We start from the raw sequence: 24,771 nt of genomic DNA on the forward strand, positions 1-24,771 counted from the left end.
TATACCCAACAAGAACTAAGTATTTCTCTATGAAAGGGTTTTGTTCGAGAGTCAACTGATGTGGTGTTAGTACGACAAAATGAATGAAGGTGATAACAATCTTGTACCTAATAAGTCTTGAACAAATCACTATAAAATCCAATGAAGTTGATGGGAGTAATGTACTATGAAAAGTATAAAGATTAAGATGGTTGTATATATAGGGGGTCTCTTACTTTTCGTTTGTGGAGGCCTGGGTCTGATATCCTACATCGATGGTGCTAAAGCGATGACGGCTCAGATTGAACAAACCCTGCCTGAGTTAGCAGGTGAAGGGGCAAGGGTTGTATCCGAAAGAATGAAGGCTGTGTTAGGAACACTTGAAGCTGTGGCCAACCAAGATCGGATAAAGGATTTGAACAATGCTTGGGAGGACAAAAGCAAAATTCTTCAAGATGAGACTAAAAGAAGCGGACACATATCTATGCTTATTGCTGGACTGGATGGATCGGCAGAATTGACAACCGGGAAAGAGGTTAATGTCAAAGACAGGGACTATTTTCAGAAGGCAATAGCAGGTAACAGAGCTATATCAGAACCATTAGTCAGCAAAGATGACGGCTCCATAATTATTGTTTATGCAGTGCCGATAAAGCAAGAAGGTGTTATAGTCGGTGTTTTGGCTGCATTGAGGGATGGAGCTAATCTGAGCAAAATTACTAATGATATTACGTTCGGCCAATCAGGAAAAGCTTTCATGATCAATGAAAAGGGTACTAAGATTGCTCATAGTAACGTAGAACTAGTTATGAACATGGACAATGACTTTGAAAATGTTAAACAGGATTCCTCACTTGAGTCTTTAGTAAAGCTGGAAAAACTAATGACCGAGGGCAAAACTGGCGTTGGTGAGTATGAGTATACTGGGATAGTAAAATATCTTGGATATGCACCTGTTGAAGGAACAAGCTGGTCATTAGCTGTGGCGGCCCCTAAAGATGAAGTTATGTCCGGGATACATACTATGGGCAGGTCGATTTTCATTGCCTCAACGATATTTTTATTGATTAGCTTAGGAGTGGGGTACTTTGTAGCCAGGTTAATTGCTAATCCTATTATGTCGGCTACTGAGCATATAAAGGTCATAGCTACAGGGGATTTCACTCACTCTGCTCCCAAGGAACTTATGGACAGAAAGGATGAGATAGGGGTACTCAGCAAAGCTATTGAGACAATGCAACAATCTGTTAAAGAAGTGGTTAAAGGAGTTATCAACGAATCTCGAAATGTTGAAAACGCTGTAATAGCGACGGGTCAAGCTATGACTGAGTTGACCTCGCAGATCAATGAAGTGTCAGCAACAACAGAGGAACTGTCCGCTGGAATGGAGGAAACTGCAGCATCAGGTGAGGAAATGAGTGCATCAGTTACTGAAATCGAGAGGGCAGTGAGCTCAATCTCACTTAAAGCCCAGCAGGGGGCTATCTCTGCGGGCGAAATAAGCAAAAGAGCAAGCACACTAAACCAAGGTGCAGTCTCCTCCCAAAACAATGCACAGATAATCTATCTAAATACGCAAGAAAAAATGATTAAAGCGATTGAAGAATCTAAAGCGGTAGATCAGATCAATATCTTATCGGATGCGATATTGCAAATTACATCCCAAACCAATCTTCTTGCCTTAAATGCGGCCATTGAGGCTGCAAGGGCTGGGGAAGCAGGTAAAGGTTTTGCAGTCGTTGCAGATGAGATAAGGAAATTGGCAGAGAACTCTAAGAATACTGTTAATGAGATACAGAACGTGACAAAGATAGTCGTTTCATCAGTTGGAAACCTGTCAGAAAGCTCTTCGAGTGTTTTAGAGTTCATAGACAAGCAGGTTCTTAGAGACTATGAAAATATGCTTAAAATTAGTGAGCAATATAACAAGGATGCGGAGTTTGTTGATAATCTTGTAACTGACTTCAGTGCAACCTCGGAGGAACTTACCGCTTCAATACAGGAGATGGCGAAAGTAATCGAAGAAATTGCTGTAGCCGCAAATCAAGGGGCTGAAGGGACAACGAATATTGCGCAGAAAAGCATAACAGTAGTCGAAAAGTCAGATGAGGTAATGAAACAGGCTGATTTATCAAAGGCAAGCTCAGATAATCTTATTGAAATGGTATCAAGATTCAGAGTCTAGAAGTAATTAGGATATAAGAATAAAGGTTTTATTCCGGTTCCATAAATCCTATGATTTTCGGAAATAAGAGGGAGCAGTACTAGAGTTGTAATTAAACAACACTGGTACTGCTCTAATTTTTACAAAAGTTATTTTACTAAGAATACAATAATGAGGAATTATTAAATTGAGAACTGAGAATCCTATATTTAAAGGTGTGTTTAGAAAAAAGGTGATTTAAAGTATGCAGTCTTTTAAAAAGAGTATAATTTTAATGGGTTTAGTTTTTCTTGTAATATATATTGTTTATAGATTTTCCTACGCTTGGTTTTGTAATCCGTCCTCATGTGTGAAATGCCATGAAGTAGAACCGTATGTTGTATCCTGGGATGAATCTCCTCATAGCACTGTAGACTGTCGGGCATGTCATGAAGGTAGAGGGCCTTTTCATAGACTTGACTTCACGGTTCGCGGTATAAGAGACATTGGGATCCACTTTAAGGGAACTTACTCTTTCCCAATGAAGTCTGTCGTCTACGATTCTAATTGTATTAATTGTCATGTTGGTGATTTCAAACCAGAGTTAGAGGCTCCGACTATGCCTAAAGGGCATGCCAAACTTATTAAAAATGGAGTAGGATGCAACAATTGCCATAGAGATACGGGACATAAGAATGGACTTCTCGTTGATGTTAAGTTTGAGTCGCTGGAACCGTAAAACAGTTCTTAATGGTAGACAATCGAGAGATAATAACTAGGTTTTTGCGATGATCTCTCCCATAAGGGATATATCATACCCGCCAATTCCCATCACTTCATTGCGAAAGGAGGGGGATTTTAAGATGCTAATTAAGGCTTGAAAATGAGGGCGTTCCAGATCTTCTAGGCGTATTACTAAATCATAGCGTTCTTTATGCAGTGGGATGAAATCAAGATTAATGAATTGCATGGCCACTTTTTCAATCCCTAACCCAACGTCCGCTTCCCCACGTGCAACTTTACTGGCTATGGCCAGGTGAGTCATTTCTTCATCTGTATAGCCAAGAATATCTTTGCGATTAATTCCTGAAATTCTCAGTTGTTCATCTAACAACACTCTAGCACCGGACCCTCTTTCACGGTTTATAAAACGAATATCGGGTTTAGTTAAGTCACTCCAAGTGGTAATATTCTTGGGGTTTCCTTTGGCAACATAAAAACCTTCCATTCGATAAACCAAGTTTATGATGCAAGTCTGGTGACCTGGTAACAATCTGCGAACGTAGGGAATATTATATTCGTTGGTATCGCTATCCCATAAGTGGGCAGTAACAACGTTGGCAAGGCCACGGTACAAGGCCATGAGTCCGTCAATGCTTCCGATATAGCGACGTAAGAAGTGAATCTGGGGAAACTGTTTTTCTAAATAGCGGGTTAAGATGTCCAAGACAATATCTTGACCGCAGATGACTAGGTCTTCGTCACGAGAGATACTTTGATTTAAACGTTCGCTCGATGCTGGGGGGTCTAATAGGGAGGGAAGGGAACTCATCCCTTTAGATTTTTGCTTATAGCTCTCGATATCAGCGCCTTCAACGCGGACCTTGCGGCCAATATGGTAAGCTGCCAGCTCGCCCCGCTTGATCAGCTCATAAACCGTGAACTTGGAAATCCTAAGGATTTTGGCAACTTCTTCGGGCGTATACGAAATATCAGTGGACATATCTAACGCACCTGTCTCTCATGAGTATTTTCCATAATGAATGCAATTAGTAATTTCTCACTTATGTCTTGCTATTGTATTATAACATATCGTATAATGGCAGTGTAGTTCAGTGTTGTTAGTTTACGTTTGCTCGTGTTCGATGAAAGATACTTATTTTCCTAACACTAACAAATATAAACTAACATGATTAGAGATCACTAAGAAAGATTGAGGAGGAGTATAAGTGAAGAAAGTCTCATGGTTATTAGTATTAAGTTTTGGATTTCTGCTAATTCTATCTTCTGTCGGTTGTAATACAGGAAGTAATAATCCCTCAGCAACAAACGTCCCAAAAGTTGAACCTGCAGAAATCATGGTATCTGCCGCAGCGAGTATGAAAGATTCGTTGACGGAAATCCAGAAAGCGTATGCTGAGAAAACAACCGGAGTAAAGCTTACCTTCGTCTTTGGAGCTTCAGGTACACTCCAACAACAAATCGAACAAGGTGCTCCGGTTGACCTTTTCATTTCTGCTGGAAAAACCCAGATGGATGCCCTCGAACAAAAGAATTTGTTACTTAAAGAGAGTAAAGTCGATTTAGTAGGAAATGAATTAGTGCTTGTCACGGGGAAGGATAACAACAAGGTTACGTCCCTCGAAGATTTGACTAAACCAGATATTGATAAGATCAGCATTGGTACACCTGAGTCCGTGCCCGCTGGAAAGTACGCACAAGAATCATTGACGAATCTCAAACTTTGGGATGCCTTAAAGCCGAAGTTTGTTTTGGCTAAGGATGTGACCCAGGTCCTGAATTACGTAGAAACAGGTAATGTAGAGGCAGGGCTTGTGTACAAATCCGATGCTCAAGGGTCAGCAAAGGTTAAGGTTGTATCAGTGGTCCCGGAGAGCAGTCATAAAGCCATTGTCTATCCTGTAGCGGTTATTTCGGCTACTAAAAACAAGCAAGTTACTGAGGATTTTCTAAAATACTTAGAGAGTTCTGAAGCCCAGCAAATATTTGTAAAATACGGTTTTAAGACATTAGCAAAATAAAAAATAAATTTCCGGGGGAGTCCGATGGAATTTAGTTATGTTCCGATAGTTTTGTCTCTGAAAGTTGCCTTTGCCGCTGTTATTATTGTCACTTGTTCTTCTATACCAATAGCAGCCCTTATGGCCAAGCGTGAGTTCTTCGGTAAAGATGTTGTAGAGTCAATCATTACGTTGCCGTTGGTGCTTCCCCCCTCGGTTATCGGCTTCATGTTGCTTTATGTTTTTGGGAAAAACGGTCCCTTAGGGAAGTTGTTCGAACAATGGTTTCATACTCGAATCGTCTTTACCCTAGCGGGAGCAGTAATCGCAGCCGCTGTCGTAGCCTTTCCTTTGATGTACCAATCTGTAAAGGTGGCCATTGAGAATGTTGATCAAAATCTTGAGAAGGCAGCGCGTACATTAGGGGCTGGAGAACTTAGGGTGTTCTTCACCATAACCCTTCCGTTAGCTTTGAATGGTATTGTCGCAGGCTTAGTCTTAGCCTTCGCTCGGTCTCTGGGGGAATTTGGAGCTACCTTGATGATTGCAGGAAATATTCCGGGCAAGACGCAAACAATGCCGATTGCCATCTACTTTGCTAATGAAGCGGGCGACACAGGGCAAGCGAGCATATTGGTTATCATCATGACTATTTTTAGTTTTCTGGTTATTTATGGACTGAACCGATGGGGAAAAGGATCACGACGAGACTCGCGAGGAGGTGGGGCATAATGCTAAAGGCGTTTTTTCAGAAAAAGTTACCAACCTTCGAGCTTGAAATCAATTTCTCCTTGAGCAATGGAATTCTTGCCCTTGTTGGTCCCTCTGGTGCAGGTAAGACGACGATCTTGCAATGTGTAGCAGGCCTCCAGACCCCTTCGTCGGGGGAGATTAATATCAATGACAAGATCGTCTTCTCTTCTGAGCAGGGTGTAAACATTCCAATTAGAAAGCGACGCATAGGCTACGTTTTCCAAGACTATGCTCTTTTTCCGCACATGACTGTGGAGAAAAATGTGATGTATGGAAAGCCCCAGAAAGGGAGTATCCCCAACAAGGCGCTTACCGTTTCCAATGTATTAGAAATGCTAAAGATTGAACATCTGCGAAATCGCTATCCCAATCAGATTTCGGGTGGAGAAAAACAAAGAGTCGCTCTCGCCCGTGCCTTAATGACCGAGCCCGAACTTTTGTTGCTCGATGAACCGCTCTCCGCCCTTGATCAGGATACACGGAGTACACTTCAACAAGAGTTGCTTAAGCTTCAAGTCCAATGGCAGATTCCTTTCATCTTAGTAACGCATGATCTTCAGGAAGCAGAAATGCTGGGAAATCAGATTATTAAGCTGGATCATGGTAAGCAAGAGGAGATTAGAAAGTTCGATGTAGCTCAATGAAGCAGACCCTCTGCATTTAAAACCAAGGAAAATTGAATAGTTAATCTCCGAGCCAGAATGACCTAAAGAGCAAATCCATGGTCACTGGACAGGGCCTTAGGTCCTCAGGGTGTTCCCGGAAACGGGTAGGCCTTCCATTTTGAAAAGGAGTAGCAAGTATTAGACTGGACGCCAGTTTATTTAGGGCTCTCTTTTTGGGAGTCCTATTTATTATGCCATTGTACATGACGATAGAGAGGGGGTTATTGTGTTTATCGTGATTTATTGGGAATGGACTATACCCCGTTATTGATTTCACTAAGAGCAGCAATAATAGCAACTATTGTGACCTTTTTCTTGGGTATTGCAGCTGCATGCTTTGTTTCGGGATATAGGGGAAAATTCAAGGGATTGATTGACGGCGTGCTTACCTTGCCTCTGGTTTTGCCACCGACAGTTATAGGATTCTTGCTTCTTATACTTTTTGGCAAGAACGGACCTCTTGGGAAACTCTTAATGTCTATTGGAAAGACCGTGATATTTTCTTGGCCAGCAACCGTGATAGCGGCTTCAGTTGTCGCTTTCCCCTTAATGTATCGAACGGTCAGAAGTGCTTTTGAACAAATTGATCAAAATATTATTAATGCTGCTCGTACGCTGGGTGTCTCAGAGTGGAAAATATTTTGGAGGATAACGATTCCGCTTGCTTGGCCGGGAGTAGCTGCAGGTACGGTATTAGCTTTTGCCAGGGCCTTGGGCGATTTTGGCGCAACGCTCATGATTGGTGGTAATATACCTGGGAAAACGCTGACAATCCCTGCTGCTATTTTCTTTGCAGCCGAAAGCGGAGAAATGAGAAAGGCTTTGATATGGGTGATACTTATTTTTATTGTTTCCTTGATCGTTATGACGTTAATGAATTATTGGACGGATTACCAGCGCAAGATGATCGCTACCGCTGGCAGAAAATAGTATGGAAATATTGGTTGATATCCAAAAAAAACTTCCAGGGTTTGAACTTGATGTTAATTTTGAGGCAGGCATGGACATTCTTGGACTTCTAGGAGCTTCAGGTTCTGGAAAGAGTATGACCTTGCGCTGTATCGCAGGAATTGATACCCCGGATAGGGGCAGAATTGTTCTCAACGGCCGGACTTTGTTCGACTCTCAGAAAGGCATTAATCTCCCCTGCCGCAAAAGGAAGCTGGGCTATTTATTTCAAAACTACGCCCTTTTTCCTAATATGACTGTCGAAGAGAACATTGGTTTCGGAATTGGAGATAAAAAGAGAGAGGAAAGAATGGCAATCATCAAGGAAAAGGTGAAGATGATTAAGCTGGAAGGCTTGGAAAAAAGGTATCCCAACCAACTTTCCGGGGGACAACAGCAACGGGTTGCTCTGGCCAGAGCTTTGGCTATTGAGCCAGAGGCGTTACTCTTGGATGAACCATTTTCCGCACTTGACAACTATCTAAGAAGCCATATGGTCAAACAGCTGACTGAGACTTTAGCAGATTATCTTGGAGTAACCCTGTTCGTAACCCATAATATGGATGAGGTCTATAGCGTTTGCAATAAATTGGTAGTTCTTTCAATGGGGAAAATTGAAGCAAAAGGAGGGACAGAGGAAGTATTCAGGTCTCCGCCTACACTTGTATCAGCGCAATTAACAGGGTGCAAGAACTTTTCTTTGGCAAAATACATATCACCGTTTGAGGTAGAGGCATTGGATTGGGGAATAACTTTAAAAACCAAGAACGAAATTGTTAAACACATCGAATTTGTGGGTATTCGTGCCCATGCGATCGAACTGGCCTTAGATGAAAAACAAGACAATGTGTTTAGGTGTTGGCTTAATTTCACAAGTCAGACTCCATCAAGGATAACAACCTATCTATCCATACAAGTCCCGGCTTTAGGAAAGGACGGTTATCACATACAATGGGAGATCACCAAACAAATGTGGTTTGAATTGAAGGATAAACCACAGCCTTGGAACCTCCGATTTAATCCTGATGATCTAATAATTGTCTAATTTTAAATCACTGCTAAATCTAATGAGGAAGAGGGGAAATCCATGAAACCACTTTATAAAATCTGGAAGTTAAGTAAAGCTAAAGTTGCCTTGAGATTTGTTGCGTGTTCGATCTTGTTTCTTGTTCTGTTTATCTCAGGATGTTCCAGCGTTGTCAATCAAGCCTCAAAACCGGAAGACAACGGAGTTGCCTATAATAAACCTATTGAACTTTTGATTTCCACTGCTCCTAGTTTAAAAGGCTCCTTTGAAGAAATTAAAGGACTGTATACAGCAAAGAATGCTCAAGTGAACTTGGTATTTAACTATGGGCCGTCAGGTTCGCTCCAAAATCAAATCGAGCAAGGTGCTGCCACTGATATTTTTATTTCTCAAGGTAAGCCGCAAATGGATGCGCTAGAGCAAAAGGGGCTTATTAAGAAGGACTCTAGGGTAAATTTGCTGGGTGATGAACTTGTCTTAATCGTTAATAAAAGCAACACTTCTATCAATAGCTTTGAAGATCTAACCAAGCCGGAGGTTAAGAAAATTGGAATTGGTGAAGCCGAATCAGTTCCGGCAGCTAAGACTACGAAAGAAACCCTAGAGACCCTTAAATTATGGGATGCTTTACAACCCAAGATGGTAATGGGTAAGGATCTAATGCAAGTGATGACTTATGTGGAGACCGACAATACCGAAGCAGGTTTTGTTTGGGATACTATTGCGATTACTTCGAATAAAGTTAAAATCGTAGCTGCGGCACCAGCTGATTCTCATAAACCGGTTGTATTGCCAGCGGCAGTAGTAGCAGCCTCCAAAAATAGTGATGAAGCTTCGAAGTTCTTGGAGTATTTACAGAGTGATGAGGCTATGAAAGTATTCGGAAAGAATGGATTTATCAAGGTAAAATAGTTAATGAAAAAGATGGAGGTTGAGACTATGTTTTATATCAGTGATGAAACAATTGATCGATGGATTAAAGAGGATGTTCCGTATATTGATTTAACAACCCTGACCCTTGGCATAGGTGGATTCAAAGGGAAGATAAGTTTTGCTGCGAGAGAATATACGGTTTTATCAGGGGTAGAGGAAGTTTTAAGGATCTTTGCAAAGTTTGGAATTACGCCGATTCGATCGTTGCCGTCGGGTTCGGTTGTTAACAAAGGAGATATATTTATTGAAGCGGAAGGGTTAGCATCAAGTCTTCATATGGCTTGGAAAATGGCGATGAATATAATTGAATACAGCTCAGGTATTGCAACAAGAACAAAAAGGATGGTGGATAAGGCTAAATTTCTTAATCCACAGATTACTGTTGTTGCTACAAGGAAATCCTTTCCGGGAACCAAGGAGCTTGCCATTAAGTCTATTATTGCGGGAGGGGCTTTTCCTCACCGATTAGGCTTATCTGAAACTATCTTAATCTTCAAACAACATGTTAATTTCCTTGGCGATATCCATAAGCTGGCCCTGGTAATGAAAGAAATCAAAGGAAATGCTTGTGAAAAGAAGGTTATCGTAGAGGTGGAAACGCTTGAAGATGCACGGCTTTTAATCGAATCAGGTGTAGACGGATTACAATTTGATAAGATTCCTGCCAATGATTTAAGAATCATGGTTGATCAAATAAGACGACTTAACCCGAATATTACCCTTCTTGGAGCGGGTGGAATCAATGGAGACAATATCGAAGAATACGCTCGGACAGGCATCGATGCAATTGTGACCACTTCGATGTATTTTGGAAAACCTTCCGACATTGGCGTGACGATGGAAAAATATTAAGCCTTGGAACGTGAACCATGATTCACAAAAAACTTTATTACCTTATCTCCGAGCCGGAATAAACCTAATGAGTAATCTATGGTAACCGGCTAGGGCTTTAAGCCCTCAGGGTGTACCCGGAAACGGATATGCCTTCACTATTGAAAAGGAGGTGGCCAAGCCAGCTAGGCTTTTGTTTGGCATGGCTCCACTTTCTATAGGTGGAGCTGTTTTTTATGCCAATTAAGAGGGGCGCGAAATATTTCAAATGTGGATAGGCATCGACATATTAATGAAGAGATTCATTATACGTAAAAAAGGACATTCTGAAAGGAGGAAAAAGAATGCGTTCTTTGGATGAGGATCTCCAAGCAGCTGTTGCTTATCATGGTCACCTCTGTATGGGTATGGTACTGGGGGTGAGGATGGCTCGCCACGGCATGCAAATCTTGGGTATAGATGACCCCTTAAGTTTTCGTGACTCAATTGTGTATGTAGAAATGGATCGGTGCGCGACGGATGCCGTGAGTGTTGTAACGGGATGTACTCTTGGTCGAAGGAGATTAAAGGTCGTCGACTATGGGAAAATGGCAGCAACCTTCGTTAACTTGGCAACTAATGAAGCTATAAGGGTATCGCCAAAGATTGTAGCTTATCCCCAACCAGGTGAGGACCCTGTAGTTTTTATGCAGAGTTTTAAGGATGAAGAATTATTTCTGTGGAAGAAAGTGTTTATCAGTATCCCCCCGGAAGATTTGCCCGGAAAGCCCTTACATAATGTGGTATGTGAAAAATGTGGTGAGATAGTTTTAGATCGTCGGGAAGTAGCTGTAGATAGCAAGACGTTTTGCAAAGCATGTGTAAATAAACCTTATTACCAAGATATCTGAAAGGAGATAAATACTTATGTGGGAGATTTATGACGAACTTATTGATGCAGTTCCCAAAGACTTGAAAAGTGAGCGATTGTTGTATTGGGCTTAATTGGATTTTGGTAAAATCAAAGGCCACAGGTATTGCTATGACTCCTTTGGAAGGGCATGGCTCAATCAATATGGCAGGCAATATTGTAGGTATGGGTGTTCAAGAACTGGCGCAGTATATTAAATCGTGGAACAACTTCGAGGCGGCCTTAGCTCTTGCCGCAATAAATTCTGCACTGAATACTGAAGAAAGGGTCAAACAGCTGACAGGTCGTTCTGTGAGTAGCCATCCACGATCCAACGCCTTTGAATATTACCGCCATCTATTCCTTAGTAAGAAGGTCGCAGTGATCGGACACTTTCCCGATCTGGAGTCCTTGAGTGAGATATGTGAATTGTCTATCTTGGAACGGCGACCAGGTCATAAAGACTTTCCAGATCCAGCCTGCGAATACCTACTGCCACTTCAAGATTATGTCCTAATCACTGGGACTACGCTGATTAACAAGACCCTTCCACGCCTCTTGGAACTTTCCAAAAATAGCACTGTGATTCTAGTGGGGCCAAGCACGCCTTTAACTCCTCGGCTTTTCTCATTTGGTATTTCCACTTTAGCCGGTTCTGTGATTACTGATTCCAAGGTGTGGAATTTTGTTCGGCAGGGTGGAGGTGGAATGGCGATATTTCAGCATGGCTGTAGTATGGTCAAAATATCAAGCTCGGAAGAGAAGGATACTACAAATTCAAGGACTGCTGTCACGGTCTGATCATTCTTTCAGACGAAGGAAGCTAAACCTTTACTAGCTCAAATTAAGCCCACTAAATAATAAGGCTTGAAGAGGAGAGTGTACTTAGTGGAAAAGTCTATTACACTTAATCCCATCGGGATAGTAGAATCATCGATAACAAATCGTGATGACATGCCCACAAATGGAATCCAGGCAGGGATAAGGGTATTTCCACCATATGTCGGAGCACTGGAGAGAATCGAAGAATACTCTCACTTATGGATTTTGACTTGGTTTCATCAAGCGCCTCGCGACGTCACTACCGCAGTACCATCTAAAGTCAATCCTTTGTCTCATAGATTCGGAGTGTTCGCTTTACGCTCACCGTCTCGCCCTAATCCGGTAGCTCTAACCTTGGTTAAGTTGGATCGGATTCAGGAGTATACGCTATATGTGGCTGATATGGATGCGATTGATGGGACGCTTGTTATTGATATTAAACCTTACTTCGAGCATGATACAGTATTTTCACCGCGAACACCACAAATATCCCCTCTTAGTGTAAACGCTCTTCAGAAGACTTTGCTCAAACAAGCACTAACCCATCACGGCGAAACATGCCCGGATCTATTGCTTGCCGTTCGGATGGCGCTAATTGCGGATAAACTGCTGGGATATATAAAATCTCCAGATGTGCAGGTTCAAGTCTACGGTTCTACCTGCTTGGCCGATGCTATTCAAGGGCTTTGTAGGGCAAGACTTGCGAATCCTGCAAGATTCGAGTTTTGTTCATCTTTTATTAAACATAGTATCTGGATTAAAGGGAATCGGCGGTTATCTATTTCAGGCGTTCGAGAGTTAGATCTAAAAGCGTTTTGGGGGTTGCCAGACTACCAGATTTTCGAGGTAGCTATGGAAGAAATAGAATAACAAAAGGAGGAATTTGGATGAAAAGATATGTTTTGCTATCGATTCTAATATTGTCGTTAGTGTTAACGGGATGTAGTCAAGGGTCCAAGCCTGTAGTGGAAAATTCGCAGGTGCCCCAGAAAGAAAAATTGGTCATCACCGATATGCTGGGGCGTCAGGTGGAAATACCTGAAAATCTGCAGCGCATCGCTACATCAAAGTACATGGGGCATTTGGTGTATGCCCTAGGGCAGCAAGATAAGATGGTACATCAGGGGCTGATGGGTGAGGCTGGCAAAGGAAAATCTAAGCTTGACCCCAAATATGCAGCGATGCCGGCGTTTAGAAATAATGGTTCGGTGGAGGAAGTACTTGCTTTAAAGACTCAACTGCTTTTTGTCTATGCTGATTTTGATCAAGCTTTAATCAAGCAGTTTAACGATGTGGGTATCAAAGTAATAGCATTAAAAGGAGAAACCCTGGATGAAAGCTATCAAGCGGTTAAGCTAATGGGTAAAGTCCTGGGTGCTGATCAACAGGCTGAAGCGTATGTAAGCTATTGCCAAAATACTGTTAGTAATATCAAGGATTGTTTAAAAGATTTACCAGCCGACCAGAAACCCAAGGTGTTGATGGCTGGACCCAAGAGCATTTATACGGCTGCTACTAAAGATATGACGGCCAACAGCATGATGGAGATTGCGGGAGGCGTTAATGTAGCCAAAGATGCTGTGGGGCTTTGGGCGGAAATATCTCCCGAACAATTGGTGAAATGGAATCCCGATTATATTTTTCTGGGATCATCCAAAGGAATTTACGGTGTGAACGAGGTGTTGAATAATCCTGCTTTGGCTTCCTTGAACGCCATCAAAAACAAAAAAGTCTTTATATTTCCATCTAACCTTGGTTGGTGGGATTTCCCCGCTCCTCAAAGCGTCTTGGGAATCCAGTGGTTGGCTAACACAATGCATGGGGATAAATTTACGGACATTGATATTAAGAAGTTCACTGATGACTATTATAAGAATTATATGGGCAATACCTATACGGACTTGGGAGGGAAACTCTAGTTGTGATTTGGCAGGTATACTGAGTAGTGCCGGAACGCTTGACAAGGAGCAAATATTTATGAAGAAAAAAGCTTTACTCCTAACACTGACTTTTCCGGTAATATGCATCTTAATTGCAATTTGTGCAGGGCGTTATGCTATTTCTCCATTGGAGATGGTGCAGATACTATTGACTAAGATAGGGTTAGGAGGGGGGATGGTTCCCCCCTCCCCCGAAGCGCAAAGTGTGTTTTGGCAAATCCGCTTGCCAAGGATCGTCCTAGCTTTCACGGTGGGAAGCGCCCTAGCAGTTTCTGGGGCAGTGTTTCAGGCGCTTTTCCGCAATCCCTTGGCCTCGCCAGATCTTCTGGGAGTTACAGCTGGAGCAAGTTTCGGGGCGGTGTTGGCTTTGATGTTTTTTCCTCCTTTAAGCCTCGCCATAAAATTTTCGTCCTTTCTTTTTGGGGTGGCAGCGGTATTATGCGTACACGTACTAGCGGTTAAAAGCCGTGATCAGTCTACTGCAGTGTTGATCTTAGGCGGTATCATCGTCTCGGCAGTTTTCCAAGCGGGGGTTTCTGTTTTGAAATATTTAACAAATACTTACGATATGCTAGCGCAAATCGTCTTTTGGCTCATGGGAAGTTTTCAGACAGCAACCTGGGACTCAGTATGGAGCGTTTTCCTAGTCACCATGATTGGCACTGCTTTGATTGTTGCATTTAGTTGGCGTTTGAATATCATGTCCCAGGACGATGAACAGGCACTTTCCTTAGGTGTGGACGTGGTTAAATGGCGGATTATTTACGTGGCCATTACCACCTTAATGGTAGGCATTTCCGTCTCTGCCTGTGGAGTCGTTGGGTGGATCGGTTTGGTCGTGCCTCACATCGCCCGATCTTTGGTCGGTTCGGAACATCGGCGTCTGATCTTTACTTCGGCTTTACTAGGAGCTTCGCTGATGCTTTTGATGGATACACTAGCCCGCTCTCTTTTTAGTTCGGAGATACCCATCAGCATTGTGACATCACTTTTGGGAGCACCATTCTTGGGATATCTGGTATTGCACCAAAGAAAGGAATGGGTTGGAAAATGAGTATTGAAGTCCGAAATTTAGAAGCTGGTTATGGCTTGAAGCCTATTTTGCGAGATGTCAGCATGCGTGTAGAGGAAGGCAAGATCTGCGCCCTATTGGGTAGAAATGGATCGGGAAAAACCACTTTGCTGCGCTGCCTAAATGCGTTAATCAAACCTATTCAAGGGCAGGTGTATCTTCGGGGACAGGATATTGCGAGTTTGTCAAGGGTGGAGATTGCCCGTATGGTTAGTGTCGTGCCTCAGAGCACTAGTGCTCCTTTTAATTATCCTTGTCTAGAGGTGGTATTGATGGGAGAGGCGGCGCGTTTGAATCCTTGGTCTGCGCCTGGGGAAGTCGCAAGGCAGCGGGCTAAAGGGGTTTTTAAACTAATTGGGATAGAGCATCTGCTGGATCACGATTATAATGGGATTTCTGGTGGCGAACAGCAATTGGTGCTATTGGCAAGAGCACTTTTTCAGGATGCGCCTTATATGCTTTTAGATGAACCCAACTCACATCTGGATTTTTCTAATCAACATCATATGATGACTTTAATGCGACAATTAGCTAAACAGCATGGCATCACTATGCTTATCACTTTACATGACCCTAATCTAGCTTTTTATTACTGCGATGAAATTGTTCTAATGCGACAGGGGCGTCTTGTTTGCCAAGGGCCAACGATTGAAGTTTTGACAGATATCAACCTTAGTGCAATATACGGAAATAACATTCAGACTGATCTTACTTCCCGGGGAATGCAAGTGGTAGTGCCTAAGGGGGTTGTCATGGGCGCGGTAGAACAAACCTTGGTTTGTTAGCGAGTCTTGGCAAGATGCGAGAAACCCTGATAACCCGAAAGGGTATGCTTGACCGAGTTGTGGTTTTGTGTTAAGTTTAATTTATTAAATAAATGAGCAAGTGATTTTCTATAGCAGAGAAATCATAACAGGGAAGCCGGTGTAAATCCGGCGCGGTCCCGCCACTGTAACGGGGAGTTTCTGCCACACATCCACTGAGGAAACTTGGGAAGGAGGCAGTAAATGAGGATCCTGAGCCAGGAGACCTGATTGCTTGGATGCTTTACTCACGATGGATGGGTGGAGGGACTTGTTAATTTGGCCCTTCATTTTGAAGGGCTTTATCTATTATTAAATGTACATAAAAGGTTTCCAGAGGGAAACTGACCTGCAGGGTCAATGTCTTGTTCAAGTGGGATCTGCTTACAAAAATGCGAATGCAACTTGAAAGCGGAGGAGAACGCGCCGTCCGAGACAACCGATACATTGCTGTCTTCAGGATTAGTGATGTGAGGTTGTCTCTTTATTTTTTTATAGGTGTCGATGATCACTAGATATCATAAAACTAAATACTTAGGGAATTTAGGTACCGAAGTTCGAGAACCTCGGTTTAAAAGGGAAACAGGTGTAATTCCTGCATGGTCCCGCCGCTGTGATGGGGAAATGGCTCATTAGATGCCACTGGACGAGTCCGGGAAGGTATGAACCATTGATGATCCAGAGTCAGAAGACCTGCCTAAATGATGCAAGCCGAAACTCTACGAGCGATAGAGGAGGTATTATTAGTGATGAGCAAATGTTTATCAGTATTTTAAGCCTCTTGACCAATCGGTTGAGAGGCTTTTTGCATGGAGTGGCTTATTTTTGCGAGATGTATCAAATTGATAATGAATCAGAAATGGGCCAACTCATCGTAATATTGTGCGCCGTTCCAGCATTGAGATCATTTTGAAATCTAAAGAGGTTACAAAATATGTTGAAGGAGTGGTCTGATCATATATTCATTTTTCCATAAGAAAACTTGTATTGCATCGGTTGTTTTTTCATTTTTACTGCTCTCTGTTTTAGTTATGTTTTCCCTATACGGTCAGAGAACTTGTAACCATGGGTCGGGCTAGGCATATTGGGCTTTTCTCTGTGCCCTCGGGAAAGGATAAAAAAATAGCAGATGAGGCAATTGATGAAGTAGGCATCAGTTCCATTCGAGACAAGTTGTGTAATCATTTAAGCGGCGGACAATTGCAACTTGTCTTCATTGCCAGAGCTTTAGCCAGTGAACCTAAGGTGCTGGTTCTAGATGAACCAGAATCACACTTGGACTTTAGGAATCAATTTATGATCTTAAATCTTATTAGGAGATTGGTCAAAGAACGCTGCCTAGCTTGTATTATCAATACTCATTACCCGGAACATGCTCTGCGTCTGTCTGATACTACGCTGCTCTTGGGTAAAAAATCTTATTTGTTCGGAAGGACTAGAGAAATTATTACGGAAAAAAGAATTGAAGAGTATTTCGGAATTAGTGCAAAGATTTTGCCAGTGCCCTATAAGGGTGAGGAGATCAAAGCCTTTGTTGTATTGGATACCTGTGTTCCATAGAGAATCCTAAGAATGAAATAGATAAAGATACGGTTTGAAGTTAAGAGGAAGGAGATGTAAGCATGCAACAAGGACTTATCCATATTTATACTGGTGCAGGGAAAGGAAAGACAACTGCCGCAGTGGGGTTGGGAATTAGGGCCTATGGACAGGGACTTAAGGTCCTGATGGTTCAATTTTTAAAAGGATGGGATACCGGGGAAATGAAGGTCATCGCCACCTTAGAACCGTGCTTTCAACTCTTTCGATACAAGGAAAATGACAAATTCGTTTGGAATATGACTGATGAAGAAAAAAGCGGGCTGGAAAGAGAAATGCGGATTGGTCTGAACTATATTGTGGAAGCAATCATGAGCGAGGAATGGGACATGATCATCATGGATGAGATTATGGCTGCTGTGAATTATGGATACCTACCACTTGAAGAAGTAGTCGAGATTGTAAAGAACAAACCACTAAAACTCGAACTGGTGTTGCCCGGGCGAGATGCCCCAGTAAAGCTGATCGAGTTAGCTGATTATGTCTCGGAAATCACTGCCCGCAAACATCCCATGGCCAAGGGCATAATAGCGCGGGAGGGAATTGAGTATTAAGATTAGCTGATACTAACAAAAGCAATGGGGCTATAACAGAACTTGTTTTAAGTTTGTTACAGCCCCGTTGCTTTTTACTTCTTTGAAGTAGGGTGGGCTCTTGGTAAAGGTTGCCCCCTTCCCTTCTCCGATTGGCATTCGAAGCGGAAGTCTCAATGGCGGCGAAATCTATTTTTTGCCTTAAGCTTATAAATAAAATATTTATATTTTCTTTATAGCCTTTTCCTAATTCTTTATACTTTTATATGGAGAATAGATTTATAATAAGGCTAAATTGTATTAAAAGTTGGGTTTGTTAGACAATAGAGATGTAGGTGGAATTTACGAGGGTGATGTTAATGGCAAAGGGAAAACTTACAATCTTTTTAGGGGCAGCGTCAGGGGTTGGGAAAACTTATGCGATGTTAGAAGCGGCCTTAGGCAGATTGTCGGAAGGTATAGATGTGGTTGTGGGTCTTGTAGAAACTCATGGCAGAGCGGATACCGAGGGGATGCTCAAAGGTTTAACGGTCATTCCCTGGAGATCTCAAGACCATAGGGGTAAGATTCTTCGAGAAATGGATTTGGATGCAGTCTTGAAACGACGTCCTCAACTTGTCTTGATTGACGAACTTGCCCACTCTAACGCAGAAGGATCTCGGCACAAAAAACGTTACATGGATGTCAAAGAATTATTGTCAGCGGGAATCAACGTTTACACTACCTTGAATATTCAGGACTTAGAGACGCTCAATGATATAGTAATCCAAATTACAGGGGTTACCGTACGGGAGACAGTTCCCGACCAAGTTTTAGAAACGGCGTCCCAGATTCAGCTGATTGACATCCCGCCCGAGGAGTTAATTCAAAGATTAAAAGATGGTAAGGTGCATGTTCCCGACCGAGAAACAGAGGGTTTCAAAAACTTCTTTCGTCCCGGCAATATCAACGCTCTGAGGGAGTTAGCCCTTCGCTATACAGCTCAACGAGTGGATCGCCAGCTAGAATCCTATAGACGAGTCCATGGAATCAATGGACCATGGCCAACGGGAGAAAAGATTTTGGTTTGTATAAGTGCCAGCCCCTTCTCAGCTCAGGTGATTCGGATTGCAAAAAGAATGACAGAGAAGGTACAAGGAGAATTATTTGCCGTGCATGTCGAAACTCTGCGACGGTTTCCAGGCAGTGAGGCTGAGAAAGATTCAATGGCTAAAAATCTTCGCTTGGCAGAGGAACTGGGAGCAGAGATTATTGGACTGACTGGAGACAGTGTCGCAGAATCAATCTTAGAGGCAGCTAGAAAACGCAATGTTTCCCAGATAATTATTGGGAAACCTGAACATACGCGTTTTTGGGAGATAATTAATGGGTCGGTCGTGGACAAAGTGATTCGGCAAAGTCAGGGCATTAGTATTCATGTTATCCCTGGGCGCCAACAAGAGACAACAGGACCAGCTCAAGTTCAGGCAGTGAAAAATGGGGAAGAAGCAGGAACTAATACCCAACGGTGGGCTTCTCCAAAAATCTTTCCTTATCTGGTCTCTAGCTTGATGGTGATGGTAATGACGTTAGTCTTTAACTTAGTAAGTCCGTTTTTAGGATTGGTTAATATTTCTTTGGCCTATATTCTCCCTATTCTAATTAGTGCGGCCCGCTGGGGAACTCTTCCCGCTATCGCAACTGGGTTAATGGGGACGATTGCCTTTGATCTTTTTTTTGTTCCTCCCATTTTTAAATTTACGGTTGCTGATCTCCGGTATTTAATCAGCTTTGCTATTTTTATGTTAGTGGGTTTTATTACCGGAACTCTATCAGATCGGTTGAAAAAACAAGTGAATTATTCACGGCAGCGCGAGAGCAGCATTTCAGCACTTTATTCTCTAAGTCGAGATATCGCAGCAGTCGATAACCTGGATGCTGTGTTAGATTGTATTGTTAGTAATATCTCCAAAACGTTGGAGGGGCAAGTTATGTTGCTTTTACCTAATGAAAAGGCTCAATTGGTGCTGAGAAAAGACTCTGGACTTAAGAGTTTCTTAGATAACAGTGAACTTTCAGTTGCCACCTGGGTCTATGAAAGGGGACAAAAAGCGGGCATAGGAACGGAGACCTTAGGCACTGCTAAGGCCCTGTATTTGCCACTGAGTACAGAACAGGGAACCCAAGGAGTTCTTGGGATTTATAGCAATGAACGTAAAGAACATTTTGACCCTGACCGAATCCGCTTATTAGAAGCCTTTACGGGATTAGCTGCCATGGCCATCAATCGAGTTAAATTAGCGGAACAAGCCAGAGAGTCCCTTTCCTTAGTAGAGTCTGAACGTTTACGCACAGCGCTATTTAATTCACTTTCTCATGATTTACGGACACCTCTCGCCTCCATTATTGGGGCCGTCACCGGACTTCTAGAAGATCGAAATGTCGTCTATAGCCCTGAGGTCCGCAAGGAGTTGCTGAAAACGATTCTGCATGGGGCAGAGCGAATGAATCGATTTATTAGTAACTTATTAGATATGGCACGGCTGGAGAGTGGTATGCTTCGATTAAATAAAGAATGGTGCGATCTTCAAGATATCATTGGAGTGGCGATTAATAGGCTTGGAGACGCCTTAACTCGACGGCCTTTAGACATTGATATCCAGGAAGGCTTACCTTTGGTGCAAGCAGATGGGATTTTGATAGAGCAAGTGTTGATCAACCTACTGGATAATGCACTTAAGTACTCCGAAGCCGCTAGCAAAATAATGATAGCGATTCGGCAACAAGGAAAGCAGTTAGAGATTGTGGTCGCTAATCGGGGCCATAGCATTCCTGAAGCGGATTTAAGCAAGGTCTTTGATAAGTTTTATCGACTTAGTTCCCCTCTGCAAGTGAGTGGAACGGGGCTCGGTTTGGCAATTTGTAAAGGACTTATTGAAGCTCATGGCGGTGAGATTTGGGCCGAAAACAATAAACTGGGTGGTGTGACAATTACATTCACCTTACCTATAACCGACCAATTTCTCGGTGTTGTTCCTGAGATGAATAAAGGAGAGCAAGATGGAAAATAAAGGTCAACGAATTTTGATTGTTGATGATGATACACAGATCCGGCGTTTTTTACGGGTGGCCTTAACCAGTCACGGATACGTTGTAAAAGACGCTAAGACGGGGAGAGAAGGTATTGAGACAGTCGCGATGTTCAGCCCGGACTTAGTAGTCCTTGATATAGGGCTGCCGGATATCGATGGACTAGACGTTGTGCGTCAGTTGCGAGAATGGACTAAAGTGCCAATTATCATTCTTTCGGTCAAAGAACAGGAGGGTGATAAAATTACGGCCTTAGACTTGGGTGCGGATGACTATGTGACGAAACCCTTTGGTATGGGGGAATTGTTAGCTCGAATTCGAGCGGCCATGCGTCACACTGTCAGGGTAGAGGAACAGCCGGTTTTGCATTTTGAAGACTTGACCCTTGATTTATTACATCGCCGGGTCACAAGGGATGATCACGAGATTAAGCTTACCTTAACGGAATATGAGATCGTAAAAAATCTGGCGATTAACGCAGGAAAAGTTATGACCCATAGTTATTTACTTCGTACTGTATGGGGACCGTCTTATGAGAAAGAAGTACAGTACTTACGCGTATATATTGGTCAGATAAGGCGAAAACTGGAACGTGACCCATCCCGCCCACGGCATATTATTACCGAACCAGGGGTAGGATATCGTTTGTTGTAATGCTGACTTAGTTGGAGGGAAAAGGGATTGAACGCATTAGGTAAAATCATGTCACCATCTCGAGTTTTAGTTTTGGGATTTGCTCTTCTTATTCTGTTTGGGGCGATATTACTGACCTTACCTCAAGCAACTCAGGATGGATTGGGCTTATCTATATTGAATGCCGCCTTTACAGCAACCTCGGCAGTTTGTGTTACAGGGTTAGTAGTTGTGGATACAGCGACGACCTTTACGCTCTTTGGGCAATGGGTCATTCTTTTCTTGATTCAAGTGGGTGGACTTGGTTTTATGACCTTTGCCACCTTGTTCGCCATGATTTTAGGAAAAAAAATTACCCTTAAAGAACGATTGTTGTTGCAAGAGGCGCTAAATCAGGTTTCAGTCGAAGGGATCGTTCGATTAACTAAGTCTGTCCTGCTGATTTCCTTTGCTTTTGAAGCGATGGGTACCCTTATTCTAACCATACACTGGTATTCCGATTTTGGCTTTAGTAAAGCGCTTTATTATGGTTTCTTTCATTCTATTTCAGCGTTTAATAACGCGGGGTTCGATATCATGGGTAATTTTACTAGTCTTACTGCTTTCGTTGGAGATCCCGTCGTTAATATGACCATCATGATTTTATTTATTTGCGGAGGATTGGGCTTTATTGTTATGGCGGATCTACTGGCACACCGGAAAAAGTTTAGACTTCATACGAAAATAGTCCTACTGGTTTCCGGAGTCCTGATCCTATTAGGGACAGTGATTGTTTTGATCATGGAATTTGCAAATCCAGATACCTTAGGGCCACTCCCCTTAGGGACAAAGGTTATGGCGGCGTTATTCCAATCGGCTACTACTCGGACTGCAGGATTTAATACCATCAATATAGCGGGTATGTATGACACAACCTTACTCTCCATGATTGTGCTCATGTTTATTGGAGCTTCTCCCGGGGGAACGGGCGGAGGAATTAAAACAACAACGTTTATAGCGATCGCTTTATCTGTGTTGAGTACCTATCGCAGTGATCCTCAGGTAGTCTTCAAGGGGCGGACTTTACCCAGGGATGTGATTCAGAAAGCTTGGGCAGTTACGACTTCAGCCCTATTTTTGGTCTTCATAATATTATCGATTCTCTCACACACGGAAAACTCAGATTTAATGACCGTATTTTTCGAAGTAACGTCTGCCTTTGGGACGGTAGGCCTTTCTCTAGGAATCACGCCCACGCTTTCCGAGGTTGGTAAAATGGCGATTATTTTAACGATGTTTATAGGGCGGTTGGGGCCGTTAACCTTGGCATTTGTACTTTCACAGAAAAAAAATAAACAAGCAGCCCACATTAAATATCCGGATGAACGAATCATGATTGGATAGGAGGAGAAATTAGTGCGCAAACAATTTGTGGTTATTGGCTTAGGGCGATTCGGAACGAGTGTCGCTAAGACCCTCACCGCATTAGGTCACGAAGTCCTTGCGTTAGATAAGAACGAACATGCGGTTCAGCTCATAATGAATGATGTGACTCAAGCGGTGCAGGCCGATGCGCGTGAAGAGGAGACGCTCCGGACATTAGGGGTGCGGAATTTAGATGTAGCGATTGTCGCAATCGGGGATGATCTTGAAGCAAATATACTAATCACCCTGATGCTCAAAGAAATGGGAATACCCTATGTTGTCGCTAAGGCTCAATCGATTCAGCACGGAAAGGTGTTGGAGAAAATTGGCGCAGATAAAATTGTTTATCCAGAACAAGATATGGGGATTCGCCTGGCCAACAACCTAATTAGAACCAATGTCATGGATTTTATAGAATTGTCCTTGGATTACAGCATCTTCGAAATAATTGCTCCATCTCAATTTGTCAATAAAACACTGGGAAAATTAAATTTAAGGGCAGTTTATAAGATTAATGTGATGGCTATTAAGAAAGGTGCAGATCAGATTGTTATTGCCCCGGGAGCGAATGCAGTCGTTGATGAAGGAGATATTTTGGTAATTGTCTGCAACAAAAAAGCCCTTTCTAAGTTGCCAGACTAAATATTTAAGCAGTTGATGAAAGTAATAGGGACTTAACGCTTTAATTAACGTTAAGTCCCTATTTATTTATGCTAAGCTGATCCCTATTGTTAAATCGTATGATTCGCTCGATACTCGGATGGGGTAATACCTTCATTTTTCTTGAAAATAGTAGAAAAATAACTGCTGGAATTAAAACCGTTAGCGGCGGCAATTTGGTCAATGGTTGCAGTTGAAAGGCGCAATTGTTGTTTGGCTTTTTTGAGCCGTACTTGGGCCAGATAGTCTGTTAAACTTCCGCCTGTTTTTTTATTGAAGATCCGACTTAGATATGCTGGGCTGACGTGGACATATGCTGCCACCATATTTAGTGAAATATTATTAGCATAGTTTAATTCTACATAGGCCATAGCTTTGCGCACTAAGAGCTGGCCTTGATCAAACTGTTGATTTAAGCCTAATAAACCGATACATTTTTCCAACATTGTTTCTCCCCAAGATTTCAGGTCTTCAAGGGACGAGACATGGCACAAATCTTGAGCAAGGTCATCTTCAAATGAAGTTACTTTGGCGGGATCAGCACCCACAGAAAGGACTGCTTGTGTTACGATGACCATGATTCGTAAGGCGAACGAATTTAGAAGAGGGGCTAGTGGAATAGGGTTTGAAGTTGCAAGAAGTTCAAGAAGTAACGTCAATTGACGTTTGCTCTCCTTAAGATTTCTTGTCTTTAGTTGCTCTTCTAGGATTGTGAAATCCATGGCAGGGCAGGATTGGAACTTTTTGTGGGAAAGCCTCCCTAAAGCAAGTTTTACAGCCTCAATTAGTTGGGGTGGTTGAATTGGTTTGAGTAAATAATCTGTGGCTTGAGCTTTTATAGCCTGCTGAGAATAAGAGAATTTACCATAGGCTGTTAAAATAATGACTTCTGTGGCAGGGTAAAGTGCCTTAATTTGTCGGGTTGCTTCTATACCATCAATTCCAGGCATTTTAATATCCATGATAATCAGATCAGGGCGTGTGAGATGGACTTTTTCTAAGGCTTCTCGTCCGTTGCCAGCTTCTCCTAATATTGTGATAGGAAGGTCGGAGTTTTGTAAGGTTAACCATAAAATCTTGCGCTCTAATTCCTCATCATCAACCAGTAATACTTTATACATGCTATTACCATCCTCAAAATCAGTTAATAACGATATGAGTTGAAGGATACTCATGCCCATTTACTTATGGAGTTTAGTATAAAATATTTATACCCAAGTGCAATATTCTGATAAGGCTTACTAGATTATAGGACAATATTATCAGATGACTGAGCATAGATTTGAATGGCAAAATTTCTGAATTATGAGATAATTAAGTCAATTAG

General features: G+C 42.5%; 23 protein-coding genes and 4 riboswitches. Of the genes, 21 read left to right on the top strand and 2 right to left on the bottom strand.

Annotation, left to right across the window (positions count from 1 at the left end; translation table 11 throughout):
• The first annotated feature begins 166 nt into the window (after positions 1–166).
• Together M8E35_RS13250 and M8E35_RS13255 are read left to right on the top strand one after the other, a co-directional pair.
• Entirely contained in the window at positions 167–2,164 is a 1,998-nt protein-coding gene (locus tag M8E35_RS13250; protein WP_252469615.1) for a methyl-accepting chemotaxis protein, read from the top strand.
• A gap of 253 nt (positions 2,165–2,417) precedes the next feature.
• On the top strand, positions 2,418–2,861 hold the full coding sequence (locus M8E35_RS13255) for a multiheme c-type cytochrome (protein WP_252469617.1): 444 nt from the start codon (positions 2,418–2,420) through the stop codon (positions 2,859–2,861).
• Between the two features lie 36 nt (positions 2,862–2,897).
• Here M8E35_RS13255 and M8E35_RS13260 read toward each other — a convergent pair whose 3' ends face one another.
• Positions 2,898–3,845: a substrate-binding domain-containing protein gene (locus M8E35_RS13260; protein WP_252469619.1), complete on the bottom strand. Its 948-nt coding sequence runs from the start codon at positions 3,843–3,845 to the stop codon at positions 2,898–2,900.
• A 226-nt stretch (positions 3,846–4,071) separates the two neighbouring features.
• On the opposite strand from M8E35_RS13260, the gene modA (M8E35_RS13265) reads away from it, so the two are divergent.
• The 19 genes from modA (M8E35_RS13265) (at position 4,072) to M8E35_RS13355 (ending at position 23,426) form a co-directional block, all read left to right on the top strand.
• Positions 4,072–4,884 (top strand): molybdate ABC transporter substrate-binding protein, encoded by an 813-nt coding sequence (gene modA, locus M8E35_RS13265; protein WP_252469621.1) that lies wholly within the window; start codon positions 4,072–4,074, stop codon positions 4,882–4,884.
• Between the two features lie 24 nt (positions 4,885–4,908).
• A complete protein-coding gene (gene modB, locus M8E35_RS13270; RefSeq protein ID WP_252469623.1) occupies positions 4,909–5,595 on the top strand; it encodes a molybdate ABC transporter permease subunit in 687 nt (228 codons plus the stop codon).
• Positions 5,595–6,260, top strand: coding sequence for an ATP-binding cassette domain-containing protein (locus M8E35_RS13275; RefSeq protein ID WP_252469625.1), 666 nt, complete (start codon positions 5,595–5,597; stop codon positions 6,258–6,260). The genes modB (M8E35_RS13270) and M8E35_RS13275 overlap by 1 nt, the downstream gene beginning before the upstream one ends.
• A 33-nt stretch (positions 6,261–6,293) precedes the next feature.
• Positions 6,294–6,427: riboswitch (molybdenum cofactor riboswitch) on the top strand.
• 97 nt (positions 6,428–6,524) lie between these two features.
• Positions 6,525–7,211: a molybdate ABC transporter permease subunit gene (gene modB, locus M8E35_RS13280; RefSeq protein WP_252469627.1), complete on the top strand. Its 687-nt coding sequence runs from the start codon at positions 6,525–6,527 to the stop codon at positions 7,209–7,211.
• A gap of 1 nt (position 7,212) precedes the next feature.
• Complete coding sequence (locus tag M8E35_RS13285; protein WP_252469628.1) at positions 7,213–8,274, top strand: sulfate/molybdate ABC transporter ATP-binding protein; 1,062 nt, start codon at positions 7,213–7,215, stop codon at positions 8,272–8,274.
• 42 nt (positions 8,275–8,316) lie between these two features.
• The gene (gene modA, locus M8E35_RS13290) at positions 8,317–9,168 is read left to right on the top strand and encodes a molybdate ABC transporter substrate-binding protein (RefSeq protein ID WP_252469629.1); all 852 of its coding nucleotides are present in this window, start codon (positions 8,317–8,319) and stop codon (positions 9,166–9,168) included.
• Positions 9,169–9,195: 27 nt separating this feature from the next.
• A complete protein-coding gene (modD, locus tag M8E35_RS13295; protein ID WP_252469630.1) occupies positions 9,196–10,041 on the top strand; it encodes a ModD protein in 846 nt (281 codons plus the stop codon).
• Positions 10,042–10,075: 34 nt separating this feature from the next.
• A riboswitch (molybdenum cofactor riboswitch) is annotated at positions 10,076–10,208 on the top strand.
• 156 nt (positions 10,209–10,364) lie between these two features.
• On the top strand, positions 10,365–10,910 hold the full coding sequence (locus M8E35_RS13300) for an FmdE family protein (RefSeq protein WP_252469631.1): 546 nt from the start codon (positions 10,365–10,367) through the stop codon (positions 10,908–10,910).
• Between the two features lie 68 nt (positions 10,911–10,978).
• Complete coding sequence (locus M8E35_RS13305; RefSeq protein WP_252469632.1) at positions 10,979–11,710, top strand: Rossmann-like domain-containing protein; 732 nt, start codon at positions 10,979–10,981, stop codon at positions 11,708–11,710.
• 87 nt (positions 11,711–11,797) lie between these two features.
• Positions 11,798–12,601, top strand: a complete 804-nt coding sequence (gene tsaA / locus M8E35_RS13310; RefSeq protein WP_252469633.1) for a tRNA (N6-threonylcarbamoyladenosine(37)-N6)-methyltransferase TrmO — start codon at positions 11,798–11,800, stop codon at positions 12,599–12,601.
• Positions 12,602–12,618: 17 nt separating this feature from the next.
• Positions 12,619–13,650: an ABC transporter substrate-binding protein gene (locus M8E35_RS13315; protein ID WP_252469634.1), complete on the top strand. Its 1,032-nt coding sequence runs from the start codon at positions 12,619–12,621 to the stop codon at positions 13,648–13,650.
• A 58-nt stretch (positions 13,651–13,708) separates the two neighbouring features.
• Positions 13,709–14,725, top strand: a complete 1,017-nt coding sequence (locus tag M8E35_RS13320) for a FecCD family ABC transporter permease (protein WP_252469635.1) — start codon at positions 13,709–13,711, stop codon at positions 14,723–14,725.
• Positions 14,722–15,528: an ABC transporter ATP-binding protein gene (locus tag M8E35_RS13325; RefSeq protein WP_252469636.1), complete on the top strand. Its 807-nt coding sequence runs from the start codon at positions 14,722–14,724 to the stop codon at positions 15,526–15,528. The genes M8E35_RS13320 and M8E35_RS13325 overlap by 4 nt, the downstream gene beginning before the upstream one ends.
• 81 nt (positions 15,529–15,609) lie before the next feature.
• Positions 15,610–15,795, top strand: a riboswitch (cobalamin riboswitch).
• Positions 15,796–16,074: 279 nt separating this feature from the next.
• A riboswitch (cobalamin riboswitch) is annotated at positions 16,075–16,261 on the top strand.
• Between the two features lie 350 nt (positions 16,262–16,611).
• Positions 16,612–17,106, top strand: a complete 495-nt coding sequence (locus M8E35_RS13330) for an ABC transporter ATP-binding protein (protein ID WP_289710825.1) — start codon at positions 16,612–16,614, stop codon at positions 17,104–17,106.
• Between the two features lie 62 nt (positions 17,107–17,168).
• A complete protein-coding gene (locus M8E35_RS13335) occupies positions 17,169–17,699 on the top strand; it encodes a cob(I)yrinic acid a,c-diamide adenosyltransferase (protein WP_252469638.1) in 531 nt (176 codons plus the stop codon).
• 338 nt (positions 17,700–18,037) lie between these two features.
• On the top strand, positions 18,038–20,728 hold the full coding sequence (locus M8E35_RS13340; protein WP_252469639.1) for an ATP-binding protein: 2,691 nt from the start codon (positions 18,038–18,040) through the stop codon (positions 20,726–20,728).
• Entirely contained in the window at positions 20,718–21,401 is a 684-nt protein-coding gene (locus M8E35_RS13345) for a response regulator (RefSeq protein ID WP_252469640.1), read from the top strand. Before M8E35_RS13340 ends, M8E35_RS13345 begins: the two co-directional genes overlap by 11 nt.
• A 27-nt stretch (positions 21,402–21,428) precedes the next feature.
• A complete protein-coding gene (locus tag M8E35_RS13350; protein WP_252469641.1) occupies positions 21,429–22,763 on the top strand; it encodes a TrkH family potassium uptake protein in 1,335 nt (444 codons plus the stop codon).
• A gap of 12 nt (positions 22,764–22,775) precedes the next feature.
• Positions 22,776–23,426 carry a potassium channel family protein gene (locus tag M8E35_RS13355; RefSeq protein WP_252469642.1) on the top strand — a complete coding sequence of 217 codons (651 nt, stop codon included), beginning with the start codon at positions 22,776–22,778 and terminating at the stop codon, positions 23,424–23,426.
• 89 nt (positions 23,427–23,515) lie between these two features.
• Here M8E35_RS13355 and M8E35_RS13360 read toward each other — a convergent pair whose 3' ends face one another.
• Entirely contained in the window at positions 23,516–24,565 is a 1,050-nt protein-coding gene (locus tag M8E35_RS13360) for a response regulator transcription factor (protein ID WP_252469643.1), read from the bottom strand.
• Between the last annotated feature and the right edge of the window lie 206 nt (positions 24,566–24,771).

Origin of the sequence: Desulfosporosinus nitroreducens, from assembly GCF_023897015.1 — a bacterium.
Lineage (GTDB): Bacteria > Bacillota > Desulfitobacteriia > Desulfitobacteriales > Desulfitobacteriaceae > Desulfosporosinus > Desulfosporosinus nitroreducens.

What these genes read in the sequence shown, in the direction of transcription:
- modB (WP_252469623.1), top strand. Translation starts at nt 4,909, where the DNA reads ATGGAATTTAGTTATGTTCCGATAGTTTTGTCTCTGAAAGTTGCCTTT.
- M8E35_RS13345 (WP_252469640.1), top strand. Translation starts at nt 20,718, where the DNA reads ATGGAAAATAAAGGTCAACGAATTTTGATTGTTGATGATGATACACAG.
- M8E35_RS13285 (WP_252469628.1), top strand. Translation starts at nt 7,213, where the DNA reads ATGGAAATATTGGTTGATATCCAAAAAAAACTTCCAGGGTTTGAACTT.
- M8E35_RS13335 (WP_252469638.1), top strand. Translation starts at nt 17,169, where the DNA reads ATGCAACAAGGACTTATCCATATTTATACTGGTGCAGGGAAAGGAAAG.
- M8E35_RS13330 (WP_289710825.1), top strand. Translation starts at nt 16,612, where the DNA reads ATGGGTCGGGCTAGGCATATTGGGCTTTTCTCTGTGCCCTCGGGAAAG.
- M8E35_RS13340 (WP_252469639.1), top strand. Translation starts at nt 18,038, where the DNA reads ATGGCAAAGGGAAAACTTACAATCTTTTTAGGGGCAGCGTCAGGGGTT.
- M8E35_RS13260 (WP_252469619.1), bottom strand. Translation starts at nt 3,845, where the DNA reads ATGTCCACTGATATTTCGTATACGCCCGAAGAAGTTGCCAAAATCCTT.
- M8E35_RS13255 (WP_252469617.1), top strand. Translation starts at nt 2,418, where the DNA reads ATGGGTTTAGTTTTTCTTGTAATATATATTGTTTATAGATTTTCCTAC.
- M8E35_RS13250 (WP_252469615.1), top strand. Translation starts at nt 167, where the DNA reads ATGAAAAGTATAAAGATTAAGATGGTTGTATATATAGGGGGTCTCTTA.
- modD (WP_252469630.1), top strand. Translation starts at nt 9,196, where the DNA reads ATGTTTTATATCAGTGATGAAACAATTGATCGATGGATTAAAGAGGAT.
- M8E35_RS13320 (WP_252469635.1), top strand. Translation starts at nt 13,709, where the DNA reads ATGAAGAAAAAAGCTTTACTCCTAACACTGACTTTTCCGGTAATATGC.
- M8E35_RS13325 (WP_252469636.1), top strand. Translation starts at nt 14,722, where the DNA reads ATGAGTATTGAAGTCCGAAATTTAGAAGCTGGTTATGGCTTGAAGCCT.
- M8E35_RS13300 (WP_252469631.1), top strand. Translation starts at nt 10,365, where the DNA reads ATGCGTTCTTTGGATGAGGATCTCCAAGCAGCTGTTGCTTATCATGGT.
- M8E35_RS13275 (WP_252469625.1), top strand. Translation starts at nt 5,595, where the DNA reads ATGCTAAAGGCGTTTTTTCAGAAAAAGTTACCAACCTTCGAGCTTGAA.
- M8E35_RS13315 (WP_252469634.1), top strand. Translation starts at nt 12,619, where the DNA reads ATGAAAAGATATGTTTTGCTATCGATTCTAATATTGTCGTTAGTGTTA.
- modA (WP_252469629.1), top strand. Translation starts at nt 8,317, where the DNA reads ATGAAACCACTTTATAAAATCTGGAAGTTAAGTAAAGCTAAAGTTGCC.
- M8E35_RS13360 (WP_252469643.1), bottom strand. Translation starts at nt 24,565, where the DNA reads ATGTATAAAGTATTACTGGTTGATGATGAGGAATTAGAGCGCAAGATT.